The 22120-nt window shown below is 58.9% G+C and carries 22 protein-coding genes; 18 read left to right on the plus strand and 4 right to left on the minus strand.

Going from position 1 to position 22120, the window contains the following annotated elements:
• Nucleotides 1-372: 372 nt before the first annotated feature.
• A complete protein-coding gene (locus tag ACJ8OK_RS03005; RefSeq protein WP_103085415.1) occupies nt 373-1305 on the minus strand; it encodes a LysR family transcriptional regulator in 933 nt (310 codons plus the stop codon).
• Nucleotides 1306-1402: 97 nt separating this feature from the next.
• Between ACJ8OK_RS03005 and pcp the strand changes: the two genes are divergently transcribed.
• Entirely contained in the window at nt 1403-2050 is a 648-nt protein-coding gene (pcp, locus tag ACJ8OK_RS03010) for a pyroglutamyl-peptidase I (RefSeq protein WP_004934904.1), read from the plus strand.
• Nucleotides 2051-2084: 34 nt separating this feature from the next.
• Here the strand turns inward: pcp and ACJ8OK_RS03015 are convergent, their stop codons facing one another.
• The 3 genes from ACJ8OK_RS03015 to ydgT form a co-directional block, all read right to left on the minus strand.
• Nucleotides 2085-3116, minus strand: coding sequence for an NADP-dependent oxidoreductase (locus tag ACJ8OK_RS03015; RefSeq protein ID WP_015378268.1), 1032 nt, complete (start codon nt 3114-3116; stop codon nt 2085-2087).
• Nucleotides 3117-3200: 84 nt separating this feature from the next.
• The gene (gene uspC / locus ACJ8OK_RS03020) at nt 3201-3620 is read right to left on the minus strand and encodes a universal stress protein UspC (protein ID WP_016927278.1); all 420 of its coding nucleotides are present in this window, start codon (nt 3618-3620) and stop codon (nt 3201-3203) included.
• A 197-nt stretch (nt 3621-3817) separates the two neighbouring features.
• On the minus strand, nt 3818-4033 hold the full coding sequence (gene ydgT / locus ACJ8OK_RS03025; protein WP_004934895.1) for a transcription modulator YdgT: 216 nt from the start codon (nt 4031-4033) through the stop codon (nt 3818-3820).
• 1344 nt (nt 4034-5377) lie between these two features.
• Here ydgT and flhD point away from each other — a divergent pair.
• The 17 genes from flhD (at nt 5378) to ACJ8OK_RS03110 (ending at nt 22119) form a co-directional block, all read left to right on the plus strand.
• Complete coding sequence (flhD, locus tag ACJ8OK_RS03030; RefSeq protein ID WP_004934891.1) at nt 5378-5728, plus strand: flagellar transcriptional regulator FlhD; 351 nt, start codon at nt 5378-5380, stop codon at nt 5726-5728.
• On the plus strand, nt 5728-6312 hold the full coding sequence (flhC, locus tag ACJ8OK_RS03035; RefSeq protein ID WP_016927281.1) for a flagellar transcriptional regulator FlhC: 585 nt from the start codon (nt 5728-5730) through the stop codon (nt 6310-6312). Before flhD ends, flhC begins: the two co-directional genes overlap by 1 nt.
• A gap of 145 nt (nt 6313-6457) precedes the next feature.
• The gene (gene motA / locus ACJ8OK_RS03040; protein ID WP_015378266.1) at nt 6458-7348 is read left to right on the plus strand and encodes a flagellar motor stator protein MotA; all 891 of its coding nucleotides are present in this window, start codon (nt 6458-6460) and stop codon (nt 7346-7348) included.
• Entirely contained in the window at nt 7345-8409 is a 1065-nt protein-coding gene (gene motB, locus ACJ8OK_RS03045) for a flagellar motor protein MotB (protein ID WP_442530384.1), read from the plus strand. Before motA ends, motB begins: the two co-directional genes overlap by 4 nt.
• Entirely contained in the window at nt 8406-10409 is a 2004-nt protein-coding gene (cheA, locus tag ACJ8OK_RS03050; protein WP_044031008.1) for a chemotaxis protein CheA, read from the plus strand. Before motB ends, cheA begins: the two co-directional genes overlap by 4 nt.
• Before the next feature lie 32 nt (nt 10410-10441).
• Entirely contained in the window at nt 10442-10942 is a 501-nt protein-coding gene (cheW, locus tag ACJ8OK_RS03055) for a chemotaxis protein CheW (protein ID WP_004934876.1), read from the plus strand.
• 194 nt (nt 10943-11136) lie between these two features.
• Complete coding sequence (locus tag ACJ8OK_RS03060; protein ID WP_015378264.1) at nt 11137-12807, plus strand: methyl-accepting chemotaxis protein; 1671 nt, start codon at nt 11137-11139, stop codon at nt 12805-12807.
• Nucleotides 12808-12883: 76 nt separating this feature from the next.
• A complete protein-coding gene (locus tag ACJ8OK_RS03065) occupies nt 12884-14509 on the plus strand; it encodes a methyl-accepting chemotaxis protein (RefSeq protein WP_004934871.1) in 1626 nt (541 codons plus the stop codon).
• A gap of 28 nt (nt 14510-14537) precedes the next feature.
• Nucleotides 14538-15410, plus strand: coding sequence for a protein-glutamate O-methyltransferase CheR (gene cheR / locus ACJ8OK_RS03070; RefSeq protein ID WP_025159837.1), 873 nt, complete (start codon nt 14538-14540; stop codon nt 15408-15410).
• Nucleotides 15410-16459, plus strand: a complete 1050-nt coding sequence (locus tag ACJ8OK_RS03075; protein ID WP_015378262.1) for a protein-glutamate methylesterase/protein-glutamine glutaminase — start codon at nt 15410-15412, stop codon at nt 16457-16459. Before cheR ends, ACJ8OK_RS03075 begins: the two co-directional genes overlap by 1 nt.
• 102 nt (nt 16460-16561) lie before the next feature.
• The gene (gene cheY / locus ACJ8OK_RS03080; RefSeq protein WP_004934862.1) at nt 16562-16951 is read left to right on the plus strand and encodes a chemotaxis response regulator CheY; all 390 of its coding nucleotides are present in this window, start codon (nt 16562-16564) and stop codon (nt 16949-16951) included.
• A 10-nt stretch (nt 16952-16961) separates the two neighbouring features.
• Nucleotides 16962-17606 (plus strand): protein phosphatase CheZ, encoded by a 645-nt coding sequence (gene cheZ, locus ACJ8OK_RS03085; RefSeq protein WP_004934858.1) that lies wholly within the window; start codon nt 16962-16964, stop codon nt 17604-17606.
• A 125-nt stretch (nt 17607-17731) separates the two neighbouring features.
• Entirely contained in the window at nt 17732-17965 is a 234-nt protein-coding gene (gene vapB / locus ACJ8OK_RS03090; RefSeq protein WP_004934853.1) for a type II toxin-antitoxin system VapB family antitoxin, read from the plus strand.
• Nucleotides 17965-18363 carry a type II toxin-antitoxin system tRNA(fMet)-specific endonuclease VapC gene (gene vapC / locus ACJ8OK_RS03095; protein ID WP_019452963.1) on the plus strand — a complete coding sequence of 133 codons (399 nt, stop codon included), beginning with the start codon at nt 17965-17967 and terminating at the stop codon, nt 18361-18363. Before vapB ends, vapC begins: the two co-directional genes overlap by 1 nt.
• A 129-nt stretch (nt 18364-18492) precedes the next feature.
• Complete coding sequence (gene flhB / locus ACJ8OK_RS03100) at nt 18493-19644, plus strand: flagellar biosynthesis protein FlhB (protein ID WP_015378261.1); 1152 nt, start codon at nt 18493-18495, stop codon at nt 19642-19644.
• Complete coding sequence (gene flhA / locus ACJ8OK_RS03105; protein ID WP_033632740.1) at nt 19637-21715, plus strand: flagellar biosynthesis protein FlhA; 2079 nt, start codon at nt 19637-19639, stop codon at nt 21713-21715. Before flhB ends, flhA begins: the two co-directional genes overlap by 8 nt.
• Entirely contained in the window at nt 21715-22119 is a 405-nt protein-coding gene (locus ACJ8OK_RS03110) for a flagellar protein FlhE (RefSeq protein ID WP_060559818.1), read from the plus strand. The genes flhA and ACJ8OK_RS03110 overlap by 1 nt, the downstream gene beginning before the upstream one ends.
• Nucleotide 22120 lies beyond the last annotated feature (1 nt).

The following is a 22120-nucleotide window of genomic DNA, read 5'->3' on the forward strand; positions in this document are numbered from 1 at the left end:
GAGCACTGCATTTGCAAAATAGCCTTGTGGATCAATGCTCAATTCGTTAACTCGCTCACGATCTTGTTTTTTATTATTTAAAACATATAGATGCGCATAGATCATTTTTTATCTCAAATTATTGGGGAATTGGTAATACCAAAAAGTAAATTTGTAACACATAAGCCAACGTGCTTATAAAACAACTCTTTTTTTGCGTAAAAAAAGTCACTGACTGTTTTTTATCCTTACCATTTGCCAGTTAAAGATGATCAAATATATAAATTTGGCGAATGTTAATTCGGATGATTCCTATTTGGTGGGCGTTCCAGGGCCCACCGACGGGCCTGGGAACATGCGTTTGAACGGTTGAAAATGCAGCGAATGTCGCCGTTAGCGTGGAGAGAAGGCGAAGGAGAGTTGCCCGATAAGCTCGCAGAGCCAGATTAAAGCCGGGTCGCGTTGCGCCTGCCGGCCGGCGATCAGCTCAATGGGGAAAGGCGCGATGGCCAGCTCGTCAGGCAGCGGGAGAATGCGTACGCGTTGCGGATCGGAAAAATGCCGGGCCGCGCTGGCGGCCAGCGTGGCGATCAGATCGCTGTCGGCGACCACCGCCGGCAGAGCGGCAATGTGTGAAAAGGTCACGGCAACGCGCCGTTGGCCGCCGATTTCCGCCAGACGCCGGTCGACCAACCCTCTGGCAGAGCCGTCGTCTGCCGGTGCGTACAGCCCATGCGGCAGGCTGAGGTAGCGCGCCAGATCCCAGCGGCCATCCGCCAGCTGTGGGTGTGAACGGCTGGCGATACACACCAGATGCTCTTCAAACAACGTGCGCACATAGTGGCTTTCCGCCCCGGAAAGATGCCCTCCCAGTGCGATATCCACCTCCCCGCTATCCAACTGACGGTAAATATTGTGGCGATCCAGGCGTGAAACGCGAATATCGATGCCGGGGGCGGTCTGACGCAATCGACTGATGATGGCGGGCAGCAGCAAGATATCGGCATAGTCGCCGGCCGCCAGCGTAAAACGCCGCTGCCCGGCGGTGGCCGGGTCGAAACGGGCAGGGGGCGCCAACGCCAGATGGATCTGTTCAAGCACCCGCTGTATTTGCGGCATCAACTGGTGGGCGCGCGGCGTGGGGGCCATGCCGCCGCCGCTGCGAACAAACAGCGGATCGTTCAGAAGAATGCGCAGCCGCGCCAATGCATTGCTGACGGAAGGTTGCGCGCGATTAAGACGCCGGCCTGCGGCGGTGACGTTGCGCGTCTGATACAACGCCTCAAACACCACCAGCAAGTTGAGATCGACGCTGGATAAATTCATTTTATGAATACTCTATATACAGATAATCCATTTCCAGAATCATACTGCGTTCTTTAGGCTGGAAGTACACGAATTTAGCCTTCAATCAGGGGAAATGATGAACAAAGTTTTGATCACCGGCATTGAGCCGTTCGAGGGGGATGCGGTGAATCCCTCCTGGCAGATTGCGCAGGCGTTGGCCGGTGAACATATTGCCGGCGCGGAGATTGTGGTGCTCGAGCTACCTTGCGTATTGGGCGTAGCCAATCAGCGGTTGATCGCGGCGATTGAGGCATTGCAGCCGCTGGCGGTGATTTGTCTGGGGCTGGCCGGCGGCCGGGCCGAGATATCCCTGGAACGGGTGGCCATCAATCTGATCGATGCCCGCATTCCCGACAATGCCGGTAAACAGCCGATTGACGTGCCGGTGGTTGCCGGCGGGCCGGTGGGCTATTTCAGTACGCTGCCCGTCAAGGCCGCGGTGCAGCAACTGCGCCGGCAGGGGATCCCCGCGGCGGTCTCTTATACGGCAGGCACCTACAACTGCAACCACATTTTTTATGGTCTGCGTCACTATCTGGAGACGCAGCATTCGCGGGCCAGGGGCGGGTTCGTGCATATTCCGTACAGCCATGAACTGGCGGCAGCGCACCCGGGCAAGCCGAGCATGGCACTGGCGACGATGGTGGAAGCGGTGCGCACTGTCGTTCAGGTGACGCTGACGGTAGAGGAAGATGTGCGATTCGGCGACGGCGCCGTACATTAAAAGCAGGGCGCGGCGTACCACGCCCTGCTACGGATTATTCGTCGGCGACGCGGATCACCAATTTGCCGAAGTTTTTGCCCTGCAGCAGGCCGATAAACGCCTGTGGCGCCTGCTCCAGCCCGTCGACGATGTCTTCGCGGAACTTGATTTTCCCCTGTTCGACCCAACTGCTCATTTGTTGCAAGAACTCGTCAAAGCGTGAGCCGTAGTCGTCGAAGATGATAAAGCCCTGCATACGGATGCGTTTGCGCAGGATCAGCCCCTCCAGCAGCGGCAAGCGGTCCGGCCCCGCAGGTAACCCGGTGGCATTGTAATGGGCGATGATGCCGCATACCGGAATACGCGCTTTGGTGTTCAACAGCGGCAGTACGGCGTCGAACACCGCCCCGCCGACATTCTCGTAATAGATGTCGATACCCTGTGGGCAGGCGGCGGCCAACCGTTCGGCAAAGTCTGGGGCGCGGTGATCGATACAGGCGTCGAAACCCAACTCTTCCACCACATAGCGGCATTTTTCCGCACCGCCGGCGACGCCGACGACGCGGCAACCTTTCAGTTTGCCGATTTGGCCGACCACCGAACCAACCGCACCGCTGGCGGCGGCCACCACCAGCGTTTCACCCGCCTGTGGTTGGCCGATGTCGAGCAGCCCCATGTAAGCGGTAAAACCGGGCATGCCGAGCACGCCCAGTAGGCGGGAAGGGTGCGGCAAATGCGGGCCGAGGTTGCGCAGGCCGCTGCCGTCGGACAGCGCATATTCCTGCCAGCCGTCATACCCCAATACCCAATCGCCGACGTTGAAATCGGGATGCTGTGAGGCCGCCACGCGCGATACCGTACCGCCCACCATCACCTGACCGATCTCCACCGGCGGCGCATAGGAGGGGGCATCGCTCATGCGTCCGCGCATATAAGGATCCAACGACAGATATACGGTGCGCAGCAGCAGTTGGCCGGCGCCGGGTTGCGGTGCGGGGACGGTATCGAGACGGAAGTTCGCCGCTGTCGGTTCGCCGTTCGGACGCGAGGCCAGCAGGAAGCGGCGGTTCTGTTGAGAAGGGGACATCGAAAGCTCCTTTGTGGTGCGGCAAACAAGGTCCGTTAAGCCTAGTGCAGGAGCGCTGAGGCGACGTGACCGAATGTGCTTAGCTCAGAGCGGAACGATCAACACGTCGATATGACTGATATTGATAAAGCGGGCGGCGGAACAGGAGACTTTGTTCATCATGCTGTCTCGGTGATTGCCGCAGAGCAGCAGGTCAAACGGCTGACGGCGGCTGGCGAATGCCAGGCTGTCACCCAGCTCGCCATGCACGATCAGCGTATCGGCGATAGGGTAGCCGGCGCGTTGGCGCAGTTCCTCCATAAACAGCCGGGTTTCCTCTTCCATCAGCGAGCGCAAATCGCCCAGCATCGGCCCGGCGAAATTATTGTACATTTCCGGATTGGCGAGGGTGCTCAACAGGGTGATGCTGCCGCCGTAGGGGCGAACGATGGAGACGGCCTTTTCCACCAGGCGGTGGCTGTCAGGGGCAACGGCGACGGTAACCAGAACGTTTTGATACCCCATATCCGACTCCTTGTTGTATCCATCGTGTTTCAGGCTGCTGCATCGGCGGCCTTGGTGGAAGTACTGCGTCGGATAAAGGGTAGAACCTGGCGGGGGGAATAAATGTGTTTCATATCACGCGCGGCAATAAAAGCTGAATGTGCCCCGGTTATATAGCAATAAAAGATAAAACCGTTGCCGCACGTAATTTCACTAAATTAAAGCACCTGTGCCCACAGCGTTTTCGGCACCTTGCCCAGATCGAACAATTTACCGGCAACCAGCTCGGCGCGACGGTGGTCGGCGGCACGGTACATATTGCTCATTTCCGTATCGTTTTCAATGGAGTAGTTCAGTTTGTCGTACACCTTCTCCAGGCTGTCCAAAGAGGAGCATTTACGAAATGTCAGCAGATATTCGAGCGTATCGGTCATGATTAAAATATAGCCTGTTAATAGTTAAAGCCGGGTGAATAACACATAGCGACTCACGGCGACGCCGTCGAGGCAGCGATGTACGACCTGACAAAAATCATTTCAATTAGATAAATTGCACTGGGTAATGATGTCGCGCCGCCCGTAGCGGCGCTTTGGTAAATCATAATATGCCAGTGCGCCGTCAGCAATCTCAGCCTGCTGATTAATGGAGAAATAGGGAAAGTCTCAGGGCGGTTGACGGCCGACGCGTCGTCGTTCGTGCTGTGGGCAAGCGCACGGTGCCATGCCGGGCCTCTTTTGGGTGATTTTTTCACCCGGCCGTGGCGCCGTCGCGGCATTGGACGATGTTTGTCGCCGCTGCTTGCGTTGAAAAGCCGTTTTTTTCGATGAAAAAATATGAACAGTAAAACAAAACTGCGTTTTATTTTATGACAATGAAGTAATGAAAGCCAAAGCCATGTAAATAATCTCTGGGGGGAGGGGGAATTATCTCGGCGTCAGAAAAAGAAATAAAAAGCATTAAAGTTTTATGAATTGCTGCCGATATAACGTTTTGGGGGAATTTAAATCAAAAAAGGCACTCTTGCATCGTGCTAATACGGAAACATATCGTTACGTCTGTTGGCTTGTTCACTACGCCTGCGAATCATTGATAAGCCATAATCACCTGATGTTGAAAATTAGAACAGCCTCAGGCTGAAGGCTTAAGTCAAATCCGATAGCTAATAACCTCATAGTTTACATTGGTTATTTTTCAGCTTGGATATTTTTTAGCAACTCAAATGGTTATTTATACTGAGTTTGTTGCCTATATGCAGATTTTTGTTCTGTTATTTTGGTTTGGTGATGCTTTTGTTCGAATTGATCTAAAAAAGATAATTTTTTGGCGGATAAACATTGTTTTTAAGACGTTTTTTTACCTATGGCTGTTTTATGAGCAAAATGACGGTCAATAAGTGAGCGTATTTGGGCGTATTTGGCTTAATTATTTTTTATTTTTGTGATCTATGTCACATTGTATTTAAAATTGCCTCTCACTTACATTGTGTGTGCTAATGGTTCGGGGGTAGAGTTGCGCTGCTTTAGGAATAATCTTATTAAATTTGTAAAAATAGTTTCATGGTGACTAAACACTATCGAAGCAGAATGCTGTACATCCATACACGTTGGTTTACGCTCGTAGCAAATACTGAACAGTGGTCGAATTTAGCGATTGTCGAAAATTATAGCAGTCGTTTTTGAGAGATTAATTTGCCAACTTTGGGAAACAACCCAAGTCACGGGCGATAAAATTTATCACCCAGCGTATGTTTTTAAACATAGTCTGTCGGGATGGGGAATATGGGTACGTCTGAATTACTTAAGCATATTTATGACATCAATCTGTCATATTTACTTTTAGCACAGCGTTTGATCAACGATGAAAAAGCGTCCGCAATGTTTCGCCTGGGTATTGATGAAACCATGGCCGATGCGCTGGCGCAGCTGACTTTGCCGCAAATGGTTAAACTGGCCGAGACCAACCAGCTGGTTTGCCACTTCCGCTTTAACGAAAGCCAGACCATCGAACGCCTGACCAAAGAGTCGCGCGTCGACGATCTGCAACAAATCCATACCGGCATTTTGCTATCAAGCCATTTACTGCAAGAGCTATCGAGTAAAGACGCTAGCCCGACGAAGAAAAGAGCCTGATGATGGTTGAGAAAAGTATCGTTCAAGAAGCCAAGGACATTCAGCTCGCCATGGAGCTGATTTCGCTGGGAGCCCGATTGCAGATGCTGGAGAGTGAAACTCAGCTCAGCCGCGGGCGCTTGATTAAACTTTACAAGGAGTTACGCGGCAGCCCGCCGCCAAAAGGAATGTTACCGTTCTCAACCGACTGGTTTATGACCTGGGAACAAAATATTCACTCGTCGATGTTTTACAACGCTTACCTGTTTTTGATGAAAAGCGGGCAGTGCAGCGGCGTGGAGGCGGTGATCAAAGCCTATCGCCTCTATCTCGAGCAGTGTCCGCAGCAGGCCGGCGAGGCGCCGTTGCTGGCGCTGACCCGCGCCTGGACGCTGGTGCGCTTCGTCGATAGCGGCATGTTGCAGCTTTCCGCCTGCAGCTGCTGCGGCGGCGCATTTATCACCCACGCGCACCAGCCGCTGAATGGTTTCATCTGCAGTTTATGCCAACCCCCATCCCGCGCCGTAAAAAGACGTAAACTTTCGCCGCAACTGGCCGATATTATTCCTCAACTGCTGGACGAGCAGGTCAAACGCGCCATCTGAGCCGCCACGTTGCCGGCTCTCGGCAATGAATACCGACGTGTGATACGCAGGGGCGGCATGCCGCCCCCAGACATGCAGCCTGGTCTGTCGCGCCAGGGCGCGTTTGCCCCACCTTCCATCCACATTGTTAATTTAAGGAATGCGTGTGCTAGTTATTTTGGGTTATCTCGTGGTATTGGGTGCGGTGTTTGGCGGCTACCTGATCGTGGGCGGTCATCTCGGGGCGTTGTATCAGCCGGCGGAATTTCTGATTATCGGCGGGGCGGGCGTCGGCGCCTTCATCGTCGGCAACAACGGCAAAGCGATCAAAGCCACGCTGCGCGCGCTGCCGCGGCTGATGCGCCGTTCCAAATACAACAAAGATCTGTATATGGATCTGATGGCGTTGCTGTTCCGTCTGCTGGCCAAATCGCGCCAGCAGGGCATGCTGTCGCTCGAGTTCGATATCGATAATCCGCAAGAAAGTGAAATTTTCTCTAATTATCCGCGCATCCTTGCCGATAACACTCTGGTGGAGTTCATTACCGACTATTTACGGCTGATGGTGAGCGGCAATATGAATGCGTTCGAGATCGAAGCGCTGATGGACGAAGAGATCGAAACTTACGAGCAGGAAAGCGAAGTGCCCGCCGGCAGTCTGGCGATGGTGGGCGACTCCTTGCCGGCGTTCGGCATCGTCGCGGCGGTGATGGGGGTGGTGCACGCCCTGGCTTCGGCTGACCGTCCGGCCGCTGAACTGGGCGCGCTGATCGCGAACGCCATGGTCGGTACTTTCCTCGGCATTTTGTTGGCCTACGGCTTCATCTCGCCGCTGGCGACGTTGCTGCGCCAGAAGAGCGCCGAAAACGTCAAGATGATGCAGTGCATCAAGGTCACGCTGTTGTCGAGCCTGAACGGTTACGCGCCGCAGATCGCAGTCGAGTTTGGCCGCAAAACGCTGTATACCACCGAACGTCCTTCTTTCGTTGAGCTGGAAGAACACGTGCGCCGCGTGAAAGCGCCGGCGCAGCAGGCGACGGAAGAAGAAGAAGCATGAAACAGAATCATCCGGTCGTTCTGGTCAGAAAGCGCAAGTCGCATCATGCCGCCCATCACGGCGGCTCCTGGAAGATCGCTTATGCCGACTTTATGACGGCGATGATGGCGTTCTTCCTGGTGATGTGGCTGCTGGCGATCGCCAGCCCGCAGGAGCTGACGCAAATCGCCGAATATTTCCGTACGCCGCTCAAGGTTGCCCTGACCAGCGGCGACAAGAGCAGCTCCGAAAGCAGCCCCATTCCTGGCGGCGGCGACGATCCTACGCAGCAGCACGGCCTGGTGAAAAAACAGGTCGATTCGCCGGACTCGCGCGCCGAAGAGCTGCGCCTGAACAAGCTGCGTGAAAAGCTGGATGAGTTGATTGAGTCCGATCCGCGCCTGAAGGCGCTGCGCCCGCATCTGCTGATCAACATGATGGACGAGGGGTTGCGCATTCAGATTATCGATAGCCAGAACCGGCCGATGTTCAAAACCGGCAGCGCGCAGGTCGAGAGCTACATGCGCGATATTCTGCGGGCGATAGCGCCGATCCTCAACGACCTGCCGAACAAAATCAGCCTGTCCGGCCACACCGATGACATCCCTTACGCCACCGGCGAGCGCGGCTACAGCAACTGGGAACTGTCGGCCGATCGCGCCAACGCCTCCCGGCGCGAGCTGATCGCCGGCGGCCTGGCGGAAGGCAAGGTGCTGCGGGTGGTGGGCATGGCGGCCACCATGAGCCTGAAACAGCATGGCGCCGATGACGCGATTAACCGTCGCATCACCGTGCTGGTGCTGAACAAGCAAACGCAAGAGGGCATCGAGCACGAAAATGCCGAAAGCAACGCGATGGATATCGCCCAGCCGGACAGCCTGAAGCAGCTGGCGCCGTCGGCGACCGCACCGGCCAGCCAAACGCCGGAACCCTCGGCGACGGCCCCGGAACCGGTGGCGCCAACGCCAGGCGCTCCACCGCAGGCATCCTCGGCGATAGCACCGGCCGATCAGGCGCCGGAACCACCGGCGTCCGCACCCGCACCGACTAACCGCGACTCACAGCCAGAGGTGACCCCGTGAGCATGGACATTAGCGATTTTTATCAGACCTTCTTTGATGAGGCAGACGAGTTGCTGGCCGACATGGAGCAACACCTGCTGGAGCTGGATCCGCTGGCCCCCGATATCGAGCCGTTGAACGCCATCTTCCGCGCGGCGCATTCGATCAAGGGCGGCGCGGCGACCTTTGGTTTTTCGGTGCTGCAGGAAACCACCCACCTGCTGGAGAACCTGCTGGACGGTGCAAGACGCCAGGAAATGAGCCTGAGCACCGAGATTATCAACCTGTTTCTGGAAACCAAAGACATTATGCAGGAGCAACTGGACGCCTATAAAACCTCGCAACAGCCTGACGCTGAAAGCTTTGAATACATTTGTCAGGCGCTGCGCCAGCTGGCGTTGGAAGCGCAACAGCAGCAAGAGGCGCCTGCGGCTCAACCGGCTGTTCAGCAGCCTGTCGTTAAGCCATCGGCCGCGCCGGCGGCGATCGAGGGCGGCATGCGCATCAGCCTGAACGGGCTGAAAGCCAGTGAAATCCCCTTGATGTTGGAAGAGCTGGGCAACCTCGGCGAGGTTAAAGATCCGCATCAGACGGAACACAGTCTGGACGTGACGTTGCTCACCTCCGCCAGTGAAGACGACATCAGCGCCGTATTGTGCTTCGTGCTGGAACCGGAACAAATCAGCTTCTCGACGCCGACCCAGAGCGAACCGGCCATCGCAGAAGCGAGCTTACCGGAAGTGGCCGCCTTACCGGAGCCTGCGCCGGTCGCGAACGCCGCGCCGCCTGCCGCGAAACCGGCCGAAGCGCCAAAAGCGCGCGCCAAGGCGAGCGAATCCACCAGCATCCGCGTGGCGGTGGAAAAAGTGGATCAGCTGATTAACCTGGTGGGCGAGCTGGTGATCACCCAATCGATGCTGGCGCAACGCTCCGGCACGCTGGATCCGGTGAACCACGGCGATCTGCTGAACAGCATGAGCCAGCTGGAGCGTAACGCGCGCGATCTGCAGGAATCGGTGATGTCGATCCGCATGATGCCGATGGAATACGTCTTCAGCCGCTATCCGCGGCTGGTGCGCGATCTGGCCGGCAAGCTGAATAAACAGGTGGAGCTGACGCTGCAGGGCAGCTCGACCGAACTGGACAAGAGCCTGATCGAACGCATTATCGATCCGTTGACGCACCTGGTGCGCAACAGCCTCGATCACGGTATCGAAGAGCCGGCCACCCGTATCGCCGCCGGCAAGTCGGCGGTGGGCAATCTGGTGCTGTCGGCCGAACACCAGGGCGGCAACATTTGTATTGAAGTCATCGACGACGGCGCCGGGCTGAACCGCGAAAAAATTCTCGCCAAGGCGGCTTCGCAAGGGCTGGCGGTCAGCGACAGCATGAGCGACGAAGAGGTCGGCATGCTGATCTTTGCGCCGGGCTTCTCCACCGCCGAGCAGGTGACCGACGTTTCCGGCCGCGGCGTCGGCATGGACGTGGTGAAACGGAATATTCAGGAGATGGGGGGCCACGTCGAGATCCGTTCGCAGGCTGGTAAAGGCACCACCATCCGCATCCTGTTGCCGCTGACGCTGGCGATCCTCGACGGCATGTCGGTCAAGGTAAACGACGAAGTCTTTATCCTGCCGCTGAACGCGGTGATGGAATCGCTGCAGCCGCAGGCGGAAGATCTGCATCCGCTGGCCGGCGGCGAACGCGTGCTGCAGGTGCGCGGCGAATACCTGCCGCTGGTGGAGCTGTATCGGGTATTCGAAGTGGATGGCGCCAAAACCGACGCCACGCAGGGCATCGTGGTGATCCTGCAAAGCGCCGGCCGCCGCTATGCGTTGCTGGTAGATCAGCTGATTGGCCAGCATCAGGTGGTGGTGAAGAATCTGGAAAGCAACTACCGCAAAGTGCCGGGCATCTCCGCCGCGACCATTCTGGGCGACGGCAGCGTGGCCTTGATCGTCGATGTCTCGGCGTTGCAAACCTTGAACCGTGAAAAGCGTCTGACGGACGCCGCCGCATAATAATGAGTTTATTGATTTAAAAGGTGAATGATATGGCAGGATTGGCAGCCGTCAGCAAATTGGCTGGCGAAACGGTAGGGCAAGAGTTTCTGATTTTTACCCTGGGCAACGAGGAGTACGGCATCGACATCCTCAAGGTGCAGGAAATTCGCGGCTACGATCAGGTGACCCGCATCGCCAACACCCCGGCGTTCATCAAGGGCGTCACCAACCTGCGCGGCGTGATTGTTCCGATCATCGATCTGCGGGTGAAATTTTCGCAGCAGAGTGTTTCCTACGATGAAAACACTGTGGTGATCGTGTTGAATTTTGGTCAGCGCGTGGTGGGCATCGTGGTTGACGGCGTCTCCGACGTGCTGTCGCTCACCGCCGATCAGATCCGTCCGGCGCCGGAGTTCGCGGTGACTCTGGCGACCGAATATCTCACCGGCCTCGGTTCGCTGGGCGAGCGCATGCTGATCCTGGTGGATATCGAAAAGCTGCTGAGCAGCGAAGAGATGTCGCTGGTCGACAGCGTGGCGAAAAGCGTCTGATTTCAGACTCAAGGGGCGGGGCGCCGCCCCCTTTAACCTTCACTTTCCCTGATCTGTCGCGATGGCCTCAGCCGCGCCCGGAACCCCCACTAAAAATAGTTACTTTCTCGCATAAAGTTTTGCCGCACGGCGCCGATAACTCTCACATTCAACGTCATCAGAGCCTGTCTGCGCGGGCTTCAACAAGGGAAATCATGTTAAATCGTATGAAGGTGGTCACCAGCCTGTTGCTGGTGTTGGTGCTGTTTGGCGCCTTGCAGTTGATTTCGGGCGGACTCTTTTTCTCCTCGCTGAAAAGCGATAAGGAAAACTTTACCGTCCTGCAAACGATCCGCCAGCAGCAGCTGCAGCTGAGTGAAAGCCGCGTTGACCTGCTGCAGGCGCGTAACTCCCTGAACCGCGCCGGTATTCGCTACATGATGGATACCAACAAGATCGGCAGCGGCGCCACCATTGATGAACTGCTGGCCAAAGCGAAGGAAGAGCTGGGTGAAGCGGAAAGACACTACGCCGCGTACGAGAAAATTCCTCAGGACCCGCGCCAGGATCCTCAGTCGGCGGAACGCCTCAAGCAACAGTACGATGTGCTGTACGGTGCGCTCTCCGAGCTGATCCAACTGCTGGGCGAAGGCAAAATCAACGCTTTCTTCGATCAGCCTACGCAGAGTTACCAGGACAACTTTGAGCAGAGCTACAACGTTTATCTGGAGCAAAACGGCAAGCTGTACCAAATCGCGGTTGACGGCAGCAACAGCTCCTACAACTCGGCTATTTGGACGCTGATCGTGGTGCTGGTGGTGGTGCTGGCGGTGATCGTACTGGTCTGGACCGGTATCCATCACATCCTGGTGCGCCCGCTGAACCGCATGATCGACCACATCAAACAGATCGCCGCCGGCGACCTGACTCAGCAGATCGTCGTCAACAGCCGCAACGAAATGGGCGTGCTGGCGGCCAGCCTGAAACACATGCAAAGCGAACTGATCGAGACCGTCAGCGGCGTGCGCCAGGGTGCGGACGCCATCTACAGCGGCGCGTCTGAAATCGCCGCGGGCAACAACGATCTCTCCTCCCGCACCGAGCAGCAGGCCGCTTCGCTGGAAGAGACCGCCGCCAGCATGGAGCAATTGACCGCGACGGTGAAACAGAACGCCGAAAACGCCCGTCAGGCTTCACAGCTGGCGCTGAGCGCTTCCGAAACCGCGCAGAAAGGCGGCAAGGTGGTGGCCAACGTGGTGCAGACCATGCACGACATCGCCGGCAGCTCGCAGAAGATCGCCGATATTACCGGCGTGATCGACGGTATCGCCTTCCAGACCAACATCCTGGCGTTGAACGCCGCAGTGGAAGCGGCGCGCGCCGGCGAACAGGGTCGCGGCTTCGCGGTGGTGGCCGGTGAAGTGCGCAACCTGGCGCAGCGCAGCGCGCAGGCGGCGAAAGAGATCAAAGGCCTGATCGAAGACTCGGTCAGCCGCGTCGATATGGGCTCCGTGCTGGTGGAAAGCGCCGGGGAAACCATGGGCGACATCGTCAACGCCGTCACCCGCGTGACCGACATCATGGGCGAAATCGCCTCGGCTTCCGACGAGCAGAGCCGCGGTATCGATCAGGTTGGCCAGGCGGTAGCGGAAATGGACCGTGTGACCCAGCAGAACGCCTCGTTGGTGGAAGAATCCGCCTCGGCGGCGGCGGCGCTGGAAGAACAGGCCAGCATGCTGACCCAGTCGGTAGCGGTATTCCGCCTGAGGTCGGAAGGCCAGGAAGAGTTTAAGGCGCCTGTCACCAGCAAGGCGACGGTAACACCGGTAATCAATCATAAGAAAATGAACGCCAGCGATCTGCAGGATAACTGGGAAACGTTCTGACCGGTATCGGGCCTCTCTCGCAGAGGCCCTTTTCCCTACGTAGGCCGGTCGCCGGCCGGCTGCAAGGAGGTTCACAGTGTTTAACCGAATCCGTATCTCTACCAGCTTGTTCCTGTTGTTGATGACCTTCTGCGTTCTGCAGTTGGCCAGCAGCGGCCTGTCGTATTCCGCGTTTCGCTCCGATAACCACAACCTCGACATCATCACCCTCGGCAGCCAGCAGCGCGATTCGCTCAGCCTGAGCTGGGTGTCGCTGTTGCAGGCCCGCAATACGCTGAACCGCGCCGGCACCCGCGCGGCGTTGAAACTGCCGCAGGAGCAGGTGAACGAATTGATGAGCAGCGCCCGCAGTTCGCTGCAGAAGGCCGATCTCTATTTCAATCAGTTTATGGCGGTTGAACGCAGCAGTGAACAGCAGAACCAGCAGACGGCCACCACCAAGGCCAGCTACGAGCGGCTGCGCGGCGCGCTGCGTGAGCTGATCGGTTTCCTGGAAAAGGGCGAGCTGCAGGCGTTTATGGATCAGCCGACGCAGAAAACCCAGGACCTGTTTGAGGCTGACTTCGTGCAGTACCTGCAGTTGGTCAACGGTGACATCAGCGAGGCTCGAGACGCCAACCAATTCTCCTTCACGCTGGCGGGCCTGATGCTGGCGGGGGCGGTCTTGATGCTGATCGTGGTGACCGGCAGCGCCATGTGGTGGTTGCGCACCATGTTGGTACAGCCGCTGAACCAAATCCGCAGCCACTTTGAACGCATCGCCGCCGGCGATTTGGCGACGCCGATTCAGGTGTATGGCCGCAATGAAATCAGCATGTTGTTCGCCAGCCTGCAACGCACGCAGCAGTCACTGATCGGTACCGTCGGCGCGGTGCGCGACGGTGCGGAGTCGATTCTGATCGGCCTGCAGGAGATCGCCGAAGGCAATAACGATCTCTCTTCCCGTACCGAGCAGCAGGCCGCTTCGCTGGAAGAAACCGCCGCCAGCATGGAACAGCTGACCGCGACGGTGAAACAGAACGCCGACAATGCGCGGCAGGCCTCTCAGCTGGCGCGCGACGCTTCGGCCACCGCGGCCAAGGGCGGCGAACTGGCCGGGGACGTGGTCACCACCATGCACGATATCGCCAACAGCTCGCAGAAAATCGGCGCCATCACCAGCGTGATCGACGGCATCGCCTTCCAGACCAACATTCTGGCGCTCAATGCGGCGGTGGAAGCGGCGCGCGCCGGTGAACAGGGGCGCGGTTTCGCCGTGGTCGCCGGCGAAGTGCGCAACCTGGCGAGCCGCAGCGCGCAGGCGGCGAAAGAGATCAAGGTGCTGATCGACGAATCGGTCAGCCGCGTCAAACACGGCTCGGTGCTGGTGGAAAATTCCGGCGCCACCATGCAGGACATCGTGCGTTCGGTGACGCGCGTCACCGACATCATGGGCGAGATCGCGTCGGCTTCGGATGAACAGAGCCGCGGCATCGAGCAGGTGACGCAGGCGGTGACCCAGATGGATCAGGTTACCCAGCAGAACGCCGCGCTGGTGGAAGAGTCCGCTTCTGCCGCCACCGCGCTGGAAGAGCAGGCCATTACCCTGGCCGACGCGGTCGCGGTATTCCGTCTGGCGGACGATAACTTCGTCGCGCCAGGTAACAGCAACAACGCAGTTTCACCCGTGGTAAAGGAAGCCCAAGATTGTCAAACCGCATAAGCAGCACGTTTTACTCCGGTGAGGCGGCATGAAACAGGCGCCGTCAACTTCTAACCGGGATACTGCGTCGATGTTGACGCAAATGGTGCAGCGCCTGCCGCTGTCGGACGTGCATTTTCGCCGTATCAGCCAGTTGATTTATCAACGCGCCGGCATCGTGCTGGCGGAGCATAAGCGCGAGATGGTTTACAACCGCCTGGTGCGCCGGTTGCGGCTGTTGGGATTGCACGATTTCGGCGATTACCTGGCGCTGCTGGAAAGCGATCCGAACAGCGCGGAATGGCAGGCGTTCATCAACGCATTGACCACCAACCTGACGGCATTTTTCCGCGAGGCGCATCACTTCCCGATCCTGGCGGAGCATGCGCGCTCGCGGCCGAACGGCTACAGCGTCTGGAGCACCGCGGCCTCGACCGGCGAAGAGCCGTATTCGATCGCCATCACGCTGAGCGATGCCCTGGGGCAGCGGGCCGGCAGTTGCCAGGTCTGGGCCAGCGACATCGATACGCAGGTGCTGGAAAAAGCGGAGGCGGGCGTTTACCGCCAGGAAGATCTGCGCACCCTGACGCCGACCCAAATGCAGCGCTATTTTCTGCGCGGCACCGGTCCGCATCAGGGGCTGGTGCGCGTGCGGCCGGAGTTGGCGGCGCGAGTGAACTTTCAGCCGCTGAATCTGCTGGCGCCGGAGTGGGCGCTGCCGGGGCAATTCGACGCCATTTTTTGCCGCAACGTCATGATCTATTTCGATAAGGCGACGCAGGAGCGCATCCTGCGCCGCTTCGTTCCCTTGCTTAAGCCGGGGGGGCTGATGTTCGCCGGCCACTCCGAGAATTTCAGCCAGATCAGCCGGGATTTCTACTTGCGTGGGCAGACCGTGTATGGGCTGACCAAGGAGAGGTAATGAGTAAAATCAGAGTGTTATGCGTAGACGATTCGGCACTGATGCGCCAGCTGATGACGGAAATCGTGAACGGCCATGCCGACATGGAAATGGTGGCGACCGCGCCGGATCCGCTGGTGGCGCGCGATCTGATCAAAAAATTTAATCCTCAGGTGCTGACGCTGGACGTCGAGATGCCGCGCATGGACGGGCTGGATTTCCTCGAGAAGCTGATGCGCCTGCGGCCGATGCCGGTGGTGATGGTCTCTTCGTTGACCGGCAAAGGCTCGGAAATCACGCTGCGCGCGCTGGAACTGGGCGCGGTGGATTTCGTCACCAAACCGCAACTCGGCATTCGCGAGGGCATGTTGGCCTACAGCGAGCTGATTGCCGAGAAGATCCGCACCGCGGCCAGAGCGCGCCTGCCTCAGCGCTCCAGCAGCCCGGCGCCGGCGATCCTCAGCCATGCGCCGCTGCTGAGCAGTGAAAAACTGATCGCCATCGGCGCCTCCACCGGCGGCACCGAAGCGATCCGCCAGGTGCTGCAGCCGCTGCCGGCCACCAGTCCGGCGCTGTTGATCACCCAGCACATGCCGCCGGGTTTCACCCGTTCGTTCGCCGAACGGCTGAACAAGCTGTGCCAGATCACGGTGAAAGAAGCGGAGGACGGCGAGCGCGTGCTGCCGGGCCACGCTTACATCGCCCCGGGGGACCGCCATCTGGAGCTGACGCGCAGCGGCGCCAACTATCAGGTGAAGCTGCATGACGGCCCGGCGGTCAACCGCCATCGTCCATCGGTCGATGTGCTGTTCCGCTCGGTGGCGCAATACGCCGGCCGCAATGCGGTGGGGGTGATCCTCACCGGTATGGGCAACGACGGGGCGGCGGGGATGCTGGAGATGCACCGCGCCGGGGCTTATACCCTGGCGCAGAACGAGGCGAGCTGCGTGGTGTTCGGCATGCCGCGCGAGGCGATCGCCAGCGGCGGCGTCAGCGAAGTGGTCGAGCTGGACAGGATGAGCCAGCGCATGCTGGCGCAGATCGCCGGCGGCCAGGCATTGCGCATTTGATTTCAGTCCGCAGGGTCTTCCCGGCGGCGATATGACCCAGGTTCGCCATGCGGCGGCCTGCGGTGTTGCATCATTAAACGGTTAACTATTTCAGGAGTAACAATGGCAGACAAGAACCTCAGATTTCTGGTTGTGGACGACTTCTCCACCATGCGTCGCATCGTCAGAAATTTGCTCAAAGAGCTGGGCTTCAACAACGTCGAAGAAGCTGAAGACGGTGCGGATGCGCTGAACAAGCTGCGCGCCGGCGGTTTCGACTTCGTGGTGTCCGACTGGAACATGCCGAACATGGACGGGCTTGAGCTGTTGCAAACCATCCGCGCCGACAGCGCGCTGGCCGCGATGCCGGTACTGATGGTGACCGCGGAAGCCAAGAAAGAAAATATCATCGCGGCGGCGCAGGCCGGCGCCAGCGGTTATGTAGTGAAACCATTTACGGCGGCGACGCTGGAAGAAAAGCTCAACAAGATTTTTGAAAAATTGGGCATGTAAGGAGAGGGCGATGAGAGACATTCCAATGCCTGCCAGCGATGCAGCGACCGCGGGAGAGATCATCTCCCGCATCGGCCAACTGACCCGAATGCTGCGCGACAGCATGCGCGAACTGGGGCTCGATCAGGCGATCGCCCAGGCGGCAGAGGCGATCCCGGATGCGCGCGACCGTCTTGACTATGTCGTAACCATGACGGCGCAGGCGGCGGAACGGGCGTTGAACTGCGTGGAGGCGGCGCAACCGCGCCAGGCGGAGCTGGAATCCGGCGCCAACGCGTTGAAAGGGCGCTGGGACGAGTGGTTCGCCAATCCCATCGAACTTGACGACGCGCGTTCTCTGGTCAACGACACGCGCCAGTATCTGGATCAGGTGCCGGGCCATACGGCCTTCACCAACGCCCAGCTGCTGGAGATCATGATGGCGCAGGACTTCCAGGATCTGACCGGTCAGGTGATCAAGCGCATGATGGACGTGGTGCAGGAGATCGAAAAGCAGCTGCTGATGGTGCTGATGGAAAACATGCCGGAGCAGCCGGTGAAGGAAAAACGGCCGAACGACAGCCTGCTGAACGGCCCGCAGCTTGACCAGAACGGCGTCGGCGTGATCGCCAATCAGGCGCAGGTCGACGATCTGCTCGACAGCCTCGGTTTCTGAGGACTTTCGGGGCGCGCGACGGCGCGCCCCGAAAGTTGCGCAGCGTCGCGCAAAGATTTGAGTATATAGCGTTGCTATATACACTGTGGCGATTATAATTTGTACTCCAGTTAAAGGAGGTCGCCATGACGTTAGGTTCTGTCTTTACCAATAATCGGACGCAGGCCGTGCGTTTGCCTGCAGAGGTGCGTTTCCCCGATACCGTTTCTAAAGTGACCGTCCGCGTAGTGGGCAAAGAGCGCATTCTTGCGCCGGTGGAGAATACCTGGGACAGTTTCTTCTGCGCGGAAAATGAGGTGAGCGATGACTTCCTCAATGAACGTGCCGGGCAACACCAGCGCGAGCGGGAAGAACTTTGATGTTCAGCCATATGCTGGACACCAACATTGTTATCTATGTCATCAAGCGCCGGCCGCTGGAAGTGCTGGAGGCGTTCAATCGCTATGCGGGCAAAATGGTCATTTCGTCGGTCACCTATGGCGAATTGGTTCACGGAGTGGAGAAAAGCTCGCGTCCGGCGGTTAACGCCAGAGTGGTTGAGGATTTTGTCTCCCGATTGGACATTCTCGATTACGGCGCCAAAGCGGCTTCGCACTACGGCAACATTCGGGCTGCGCTGGAACGTCAGGGAACGCCTATTGGCGTAAACGATCTGCATATCGCCGGGCATGCGCGCAGCGAAGGATTGATTCTGGTGACCAATAACCGACGCGAATTTGAGCGCGTTGATGGCTTACGACTGGAAAATTGGCTGTAACGTCTCCCCCTTGATTGCCTCATCCCCTAAATAACCCGCCTTTTTCCCCGTTGTTCCCCCAATGACATCGCCATTTTTTTGGCATGCTGACCGCCATTCTTTACCCTCCCGACACAGGAACGGCGTTTCGTGGCTGAAGACAGCGATCTGGAAAAAAGCGAGGCCCCCACGCCCCACAGGCTGGAGAAGGCGCGTGAAGACGGCCAGATCCCGCGCTCGCGCGAGCTGACCTCGGTACTGATGCTGCTCTCGGGCCTGGCGATTATCCTGATGTCCGGCAGCAACATGGCGCAACAGCTGGCGGCGATGCTCACGCAAGGTCTGAACTTCGATCACGGCATGGTCAGCAACGATAAACAGATGCTGCGCCAATTGGGCATGTTGCTGCGCCAGGCGGTGCTGGCGCTGCTGCCGATCATGGCGGGGCTGGTGCTGGTGGCGCTCGCCGCGCCGATGTTGCTGGGGGGCATTTTGTTCAGCGGCAAGTCGATCAAGTTCGATTTGAAGCGGCTGAACCCGCTATCCGGGTTGAAGCGCATCTTTTCCAGCCAGGTGCTGGCCGAGCTGCTGAAAGGGATCCTGAAAGCGACGCTGGTCGGTTGGGTGACCGGCCTCTATCTGTGGCACAACTGGGCGGCGATGCTGCATCTGATGACCCAGCAGCCGCTCGATGCGCTGGGCAACGCGCTGCAGATGATTCTGTTCTGCGGTTTTCTGGTGGTGCTGGGGTTGACGCCGATGGTGGCGTTCGACGTGTTTTATCAGCTGTGGAGTCACTTCAAGAAGCTGAAGATGACCAAGCAGGATATTCGCGACGAGTTCAAAGACCAGGAAGGGGACCCGCACGTCAAGGGACGCATTCGTCAGCAGCAGCGGGCGATCGCCCGGCGCCGCATGATGGCCGACGTGCCCAAGGCGGACGTGATCGTCACCAACCCGACGCACTACGCCGTCGCATTGCAGTACAACGACAAAAAAATGAGTGCGCCGAAAGTGCTGGCCAAAGGGGCTGGCGAAATCGCCTTGCGCATTCGCGAACTTGGCGCGGAACACCGCATCCCGATGCTGGAGGCGCCGCCGCTGGCGCGCGCGCTGTATCGGCACAGCGAGATCGGCCAGCATATTCCGGCCACCCTGTATGCCGCGGTCGCCGAGGTGCTGGCCTGGGTGTACCAACTGCGCCGCTGGCGGCGTGAGGGCGGCCTGATCCCGAAAAAACCTGAACGTTTACCGGTGCCGGAAGCACTGGATTTTGCAAAAGAGAGTGACTCTGATGGCTAATTTGGCCTCCCTGCTTCGTTTGCCGGGCAATTTTAAAGATACGCAGTGGCAGGTGCTGGCCGGCCCGGTGCTGATCCTGCTGATCCTGTCGATGATGGTGTTGCCGTTGCCGGCGTTTATCCTCGACCTGCTGTTTACCTTCAACATCGCGCTGTCGATCATGGTGCTGCTGGTGGCGATGTTCACCCAGCGCACGCTCGAATTCGCCGCCTTCCCGACCATCCTGCTGTTCTCCACATTGCTGCGTTTGTCGCTCAACGTCGCGTCGACGCGCATCATCTTGCTGGAAGGGCACACCGGCTCCGCCGCCGCCGGCCGCGTGGTGGAAGCCTTCGGCCACTTCCTGGTGGGGGGCAACTTCGCCATTGGCATCGTGGTGTTCATCATCCTGGTGCTGATTAACTTCATGGTGATCACCAAAGGGGCGGGGCGTATCGCCGAAGTGGGCGCGCGCTTCGTGCTGGACGGCATGCCGGGTAAACAGATGGCGATCGACGCCGATCTGAACGCCGGCCTGATCGGTGAAGACGAAGCGAAGAAACGCCGCGCCGAAGTGACCCAGGAGGCCGACTTTTACGGCTCAATGGACGGCGCCAGTAAATTCGTGCGCGGCGACGCCATCGCCGGCCTGATGATCATGGTGCTGAACGTAGTCGGCGGCCTGTTGGTCGGCGTGGTGCAACATGGCATGGAGCTGGGGGCGGCGGCGGAAAGCTATACGCTGCTGACCATCGGTGACGGCCTGGTGGCGCAGATCCCGGCGTTGGTGATCTCCACTGCCGCTGGCGTCATCGTCACCCGCGTCGCGACCGATCAGGACGTCGGCGAGCAGATGGTTGGCCAGCTGTTCAACAATCCGCGCGTGATGCTGCTGAGCGCCGGGGTGCTGGGGCTGTTGGGCCTGGTGCCGGGCATGCCGAACCTGGTGTTCCTGCTGTTTACCGCGGCTCTGCTGGGCCTGGCCTGGTGGCTGCGCGGCCGTGAACAACAGGCGCCGAAGACGGTAGAGGCGCCGGTGATGCCAGAGAATCCGCAGGCCGCCGAAGCCAGCTGGGCCGACGTGCAGTTGGAAGACCCGCTGGGGATGGAAGTAGGCTACCGGCTGATTCCGATGGTCGATTTTCAGCAGAACGGCGAACTGCTTGGGCGTATTCGCGGTATCCGCAAGAAATTCGCCCAGGACATGGGCTATCTGCCGCCGGTGGTGCACATTCGCGACAACCTGGAACTGCCGCCTGCCAGCTACCGTATCCTGATGAAAGGCGTCGAGATCGGCAGCGGTGAAGCGCAGCCGGGCCGCTGGCTGGCGATCAACCCCGGCAATGCCATAGGCGAGCTGGCGGGTGATAAAACCGTCGATCCGGCCTTTGGGCTCGAGGCGGTATGGATCGACAGCGCCTTGCGCGAACAGGCGCAGATCCAGGGCTTTACCGTGGTGGAAGCCAGCACCGTGGTGGCGACGCACCTCAATCACCTGATTGGCCAGTTCGCCAGCGAGCTGTTCGGCCGCCAGGAGACCCAACAGCTGTTGGATCGCGTGTCGCAGGAGATGCCGAAGCTGACCGAAGACTTCGTGCCGGGCGTGGTGTCGCTGACGACGCTGCACAAGGTGCTGCAAAATCTGCTGGCCGAGCGCGTGTCCATTCGCGATATGCGCACCATCGTCGAAACGCTGGCGGAACATGCCCCGGCGCAGAGCGATCCTTATGAATTGACCACCGTGGTGCGAGTGGCGCTGGGCAGGGCGATCACGCAGCAGTGGTTCCCGGGCAACGGCGAGATTCAGGTTATCGGCCTGGATACCCAGTTGGAGCGTCTGTTGCTGCAGGCGTTGCAGGGCGGCGGCGGTCTGGAGCCGGGGCTGGCTGACCGTCTGCTGGAGCAGGCGCGTCAGGCGCTGCAACGGCAAGAGATGCTCAGCGCGCCGCCGGTACTGTTGGTTAACCATGCGCTGCGTCCTTTACTGGCGCGCTTCCTGCGTCGCAGCCTGCCGCAGCTCGTGGTGCTGTCCAACCTGGAGATCAACGACGATCGCCAGATTCGCATGACCTCGACCATTGGAGCCGCCTGATGAAACGCTGTCTGTCCTTGTTGTGTTTGCTGGCGCCGCTAGCCGCCGGCGCGGTGTCCGGCTCCTGGGTGGCTGAAGGGGCGGGGGTCACGCTGGAACAGGGCGGGATGCGCGATGAATCCGCCGCTTTGCGGCCGCCGAACGCGCTGCCGGACGCCAGCGCGCGCATCACCAGCGTCAGCTGGCGCTACCGTTTGCTGGGGCCGGAGCCCGTGGGGCTGCAGGCCCAGCTTTGCACGGTAAACCGCTGCATTCCGCTCGGCGGCGGCAGCGGCAGCAGCATCGGTCTGCAGGGCGAGCCGGCCAATGCGGAATTGCGCTTTGTCTATTACGTGCAGTCGCAAGGCGGGCTGAATCCGCCGCTGCGGGTGATTGGCAATCAGGTGATCGTCAATTATCAGTAAC

Source organism: Serratia sp. CY71090 (genome assembly GCF_052166845.1).
Lineage (GTDB): Bacteria > Pseudomonadota > Gammaproteobacteria > Enterobacterales > Enterobacteriaceae > Serratia > Serratia nematodiphila.

Excerpts from the sequence above, each read along its gene's own strand:
- ACJ8OK_RS03005 (WP_103085415.1), bottom strand. The coding sequence starts at position 1,305 with ATGAATTTATCCAGCGTCGATCTCAACTTGCTGGTGGTGTTTGAGGCG.
- pcp (WP_004934904.1), top strand. The coding sequence starts at position 1,403 with ATGAACAAAGTTTTGATCACCGGCATTGAGCCGTTCGAGGGGGATGCG.
- ACJ8OK_RS03015 (WP_015378268.1), bottom strand. The coding sequence starts at position 3,116 with ATGTCCCCTTCTCAACAGAACCGCCGCTTCCTGCTGGCCTCGCGTCCG.
- uspC (WP_016927278.1), bottom strand. The coding sequence starts at position 3,620 with ATGGGGTATCAAAACGTTCTGGTTACCGTCGCCGTTGCCCCTGACAGC.
- ydgT (WP_004934895.1), bottom strand. The coding sequence starts at position 4,033 with ATGACCGATACGCTCGAATATCTGCTGACATTTCGTAAATGCTCCTCT.
- flhD (WP_004934891.1), top strand. The coding sequence starts at position 5,378 with ATGGGTACGTCTGAATTACTTAAGCATATTTATGACATCAATCTGTCA.
- flhC (WP_016927281.1), top strand. The coding sequence starts at position 5,728 with ATGATGGTTGAGAAAAGTATCGTTCAAGAAGCCAAGGACATTCAGCTC.
- motB (WP_442530384.1), top strand. The coding sequence starts at position 7,345 with ATGAAACAGAATCATCCGGTCGTTCTGGTCAGAAAGCGCAAGTCGCAT.
- cheW (WP_004934876.1), top strand. The coding sequence starts at position 10,442 with ATGGCAGGATTGGCAGCCGTCAGCAAATTGGCTGGCGAAACGGTAGGG.
- ACJ8OK_RS03060 (WP_015378264.1), top strand. The coding sequence starts at position 11,137 with ATGTTAAATCGTATGAAGGTGGTCACCAGCCTGTTGCTGGTGTTGGTG.
- cheR (WP_025159837.1), top strand. The coding sequence starts at position 14,538 with ATGAAACAGGCGCCGTCAACTTCTAACCGGGATACTGCGTCGATGTTG.
- ACJ8OK_RS03075 (WP_015378262.1), top strand. The coding sequence starts at position 15,410 with ATGAGTAAAATCAGAGTGTTATGCGTAGACGATTCGGCACTGATGCGC.
- cheY (WP_004934862.1), top strand. The coding sequence starts at position 16,562 with ATGGCAGACAAGAACCTCAGATTTCTGGTTGTGGACGACTTCTCCACC.
- cheZ (WP_004934858.1), top strand. The coding sequence starts at position 16,962 with ATGAGAGACATTCCAATGCCTGCCAGCGATGCAGCGACCGCGGGAGAG.
- vapB (WP_004934853.1), top strand. The coding sequence starts at position 17,732 with ATGACGTTAGGTTCTGTCTTTACCAATAATCGGACGCAGGCCGTGCGT.
- vapC (WP_019452963.1), top strand. The coding sequence starts at position 17,965 with ATGTTCAGCCATATGCTGGACACCAACATTGTTATCTATGTCATCAAG.
- flhA (WP_033632740.1), top strand. The coding sequence starts at position 19,637 with ATGGCTAATTTGGCCTCCCTGCTTCGTTTGCCGGGCAATTTTAAAGAT.
- ACJ8OK_RS03110 (WP_060559818.1), top strand. The coding sequence starts at position 21,715 with ATGAAACGCTGTCTGTCCTTGTTGTGTTTGCTGGCGCCGCTAGCCGCC.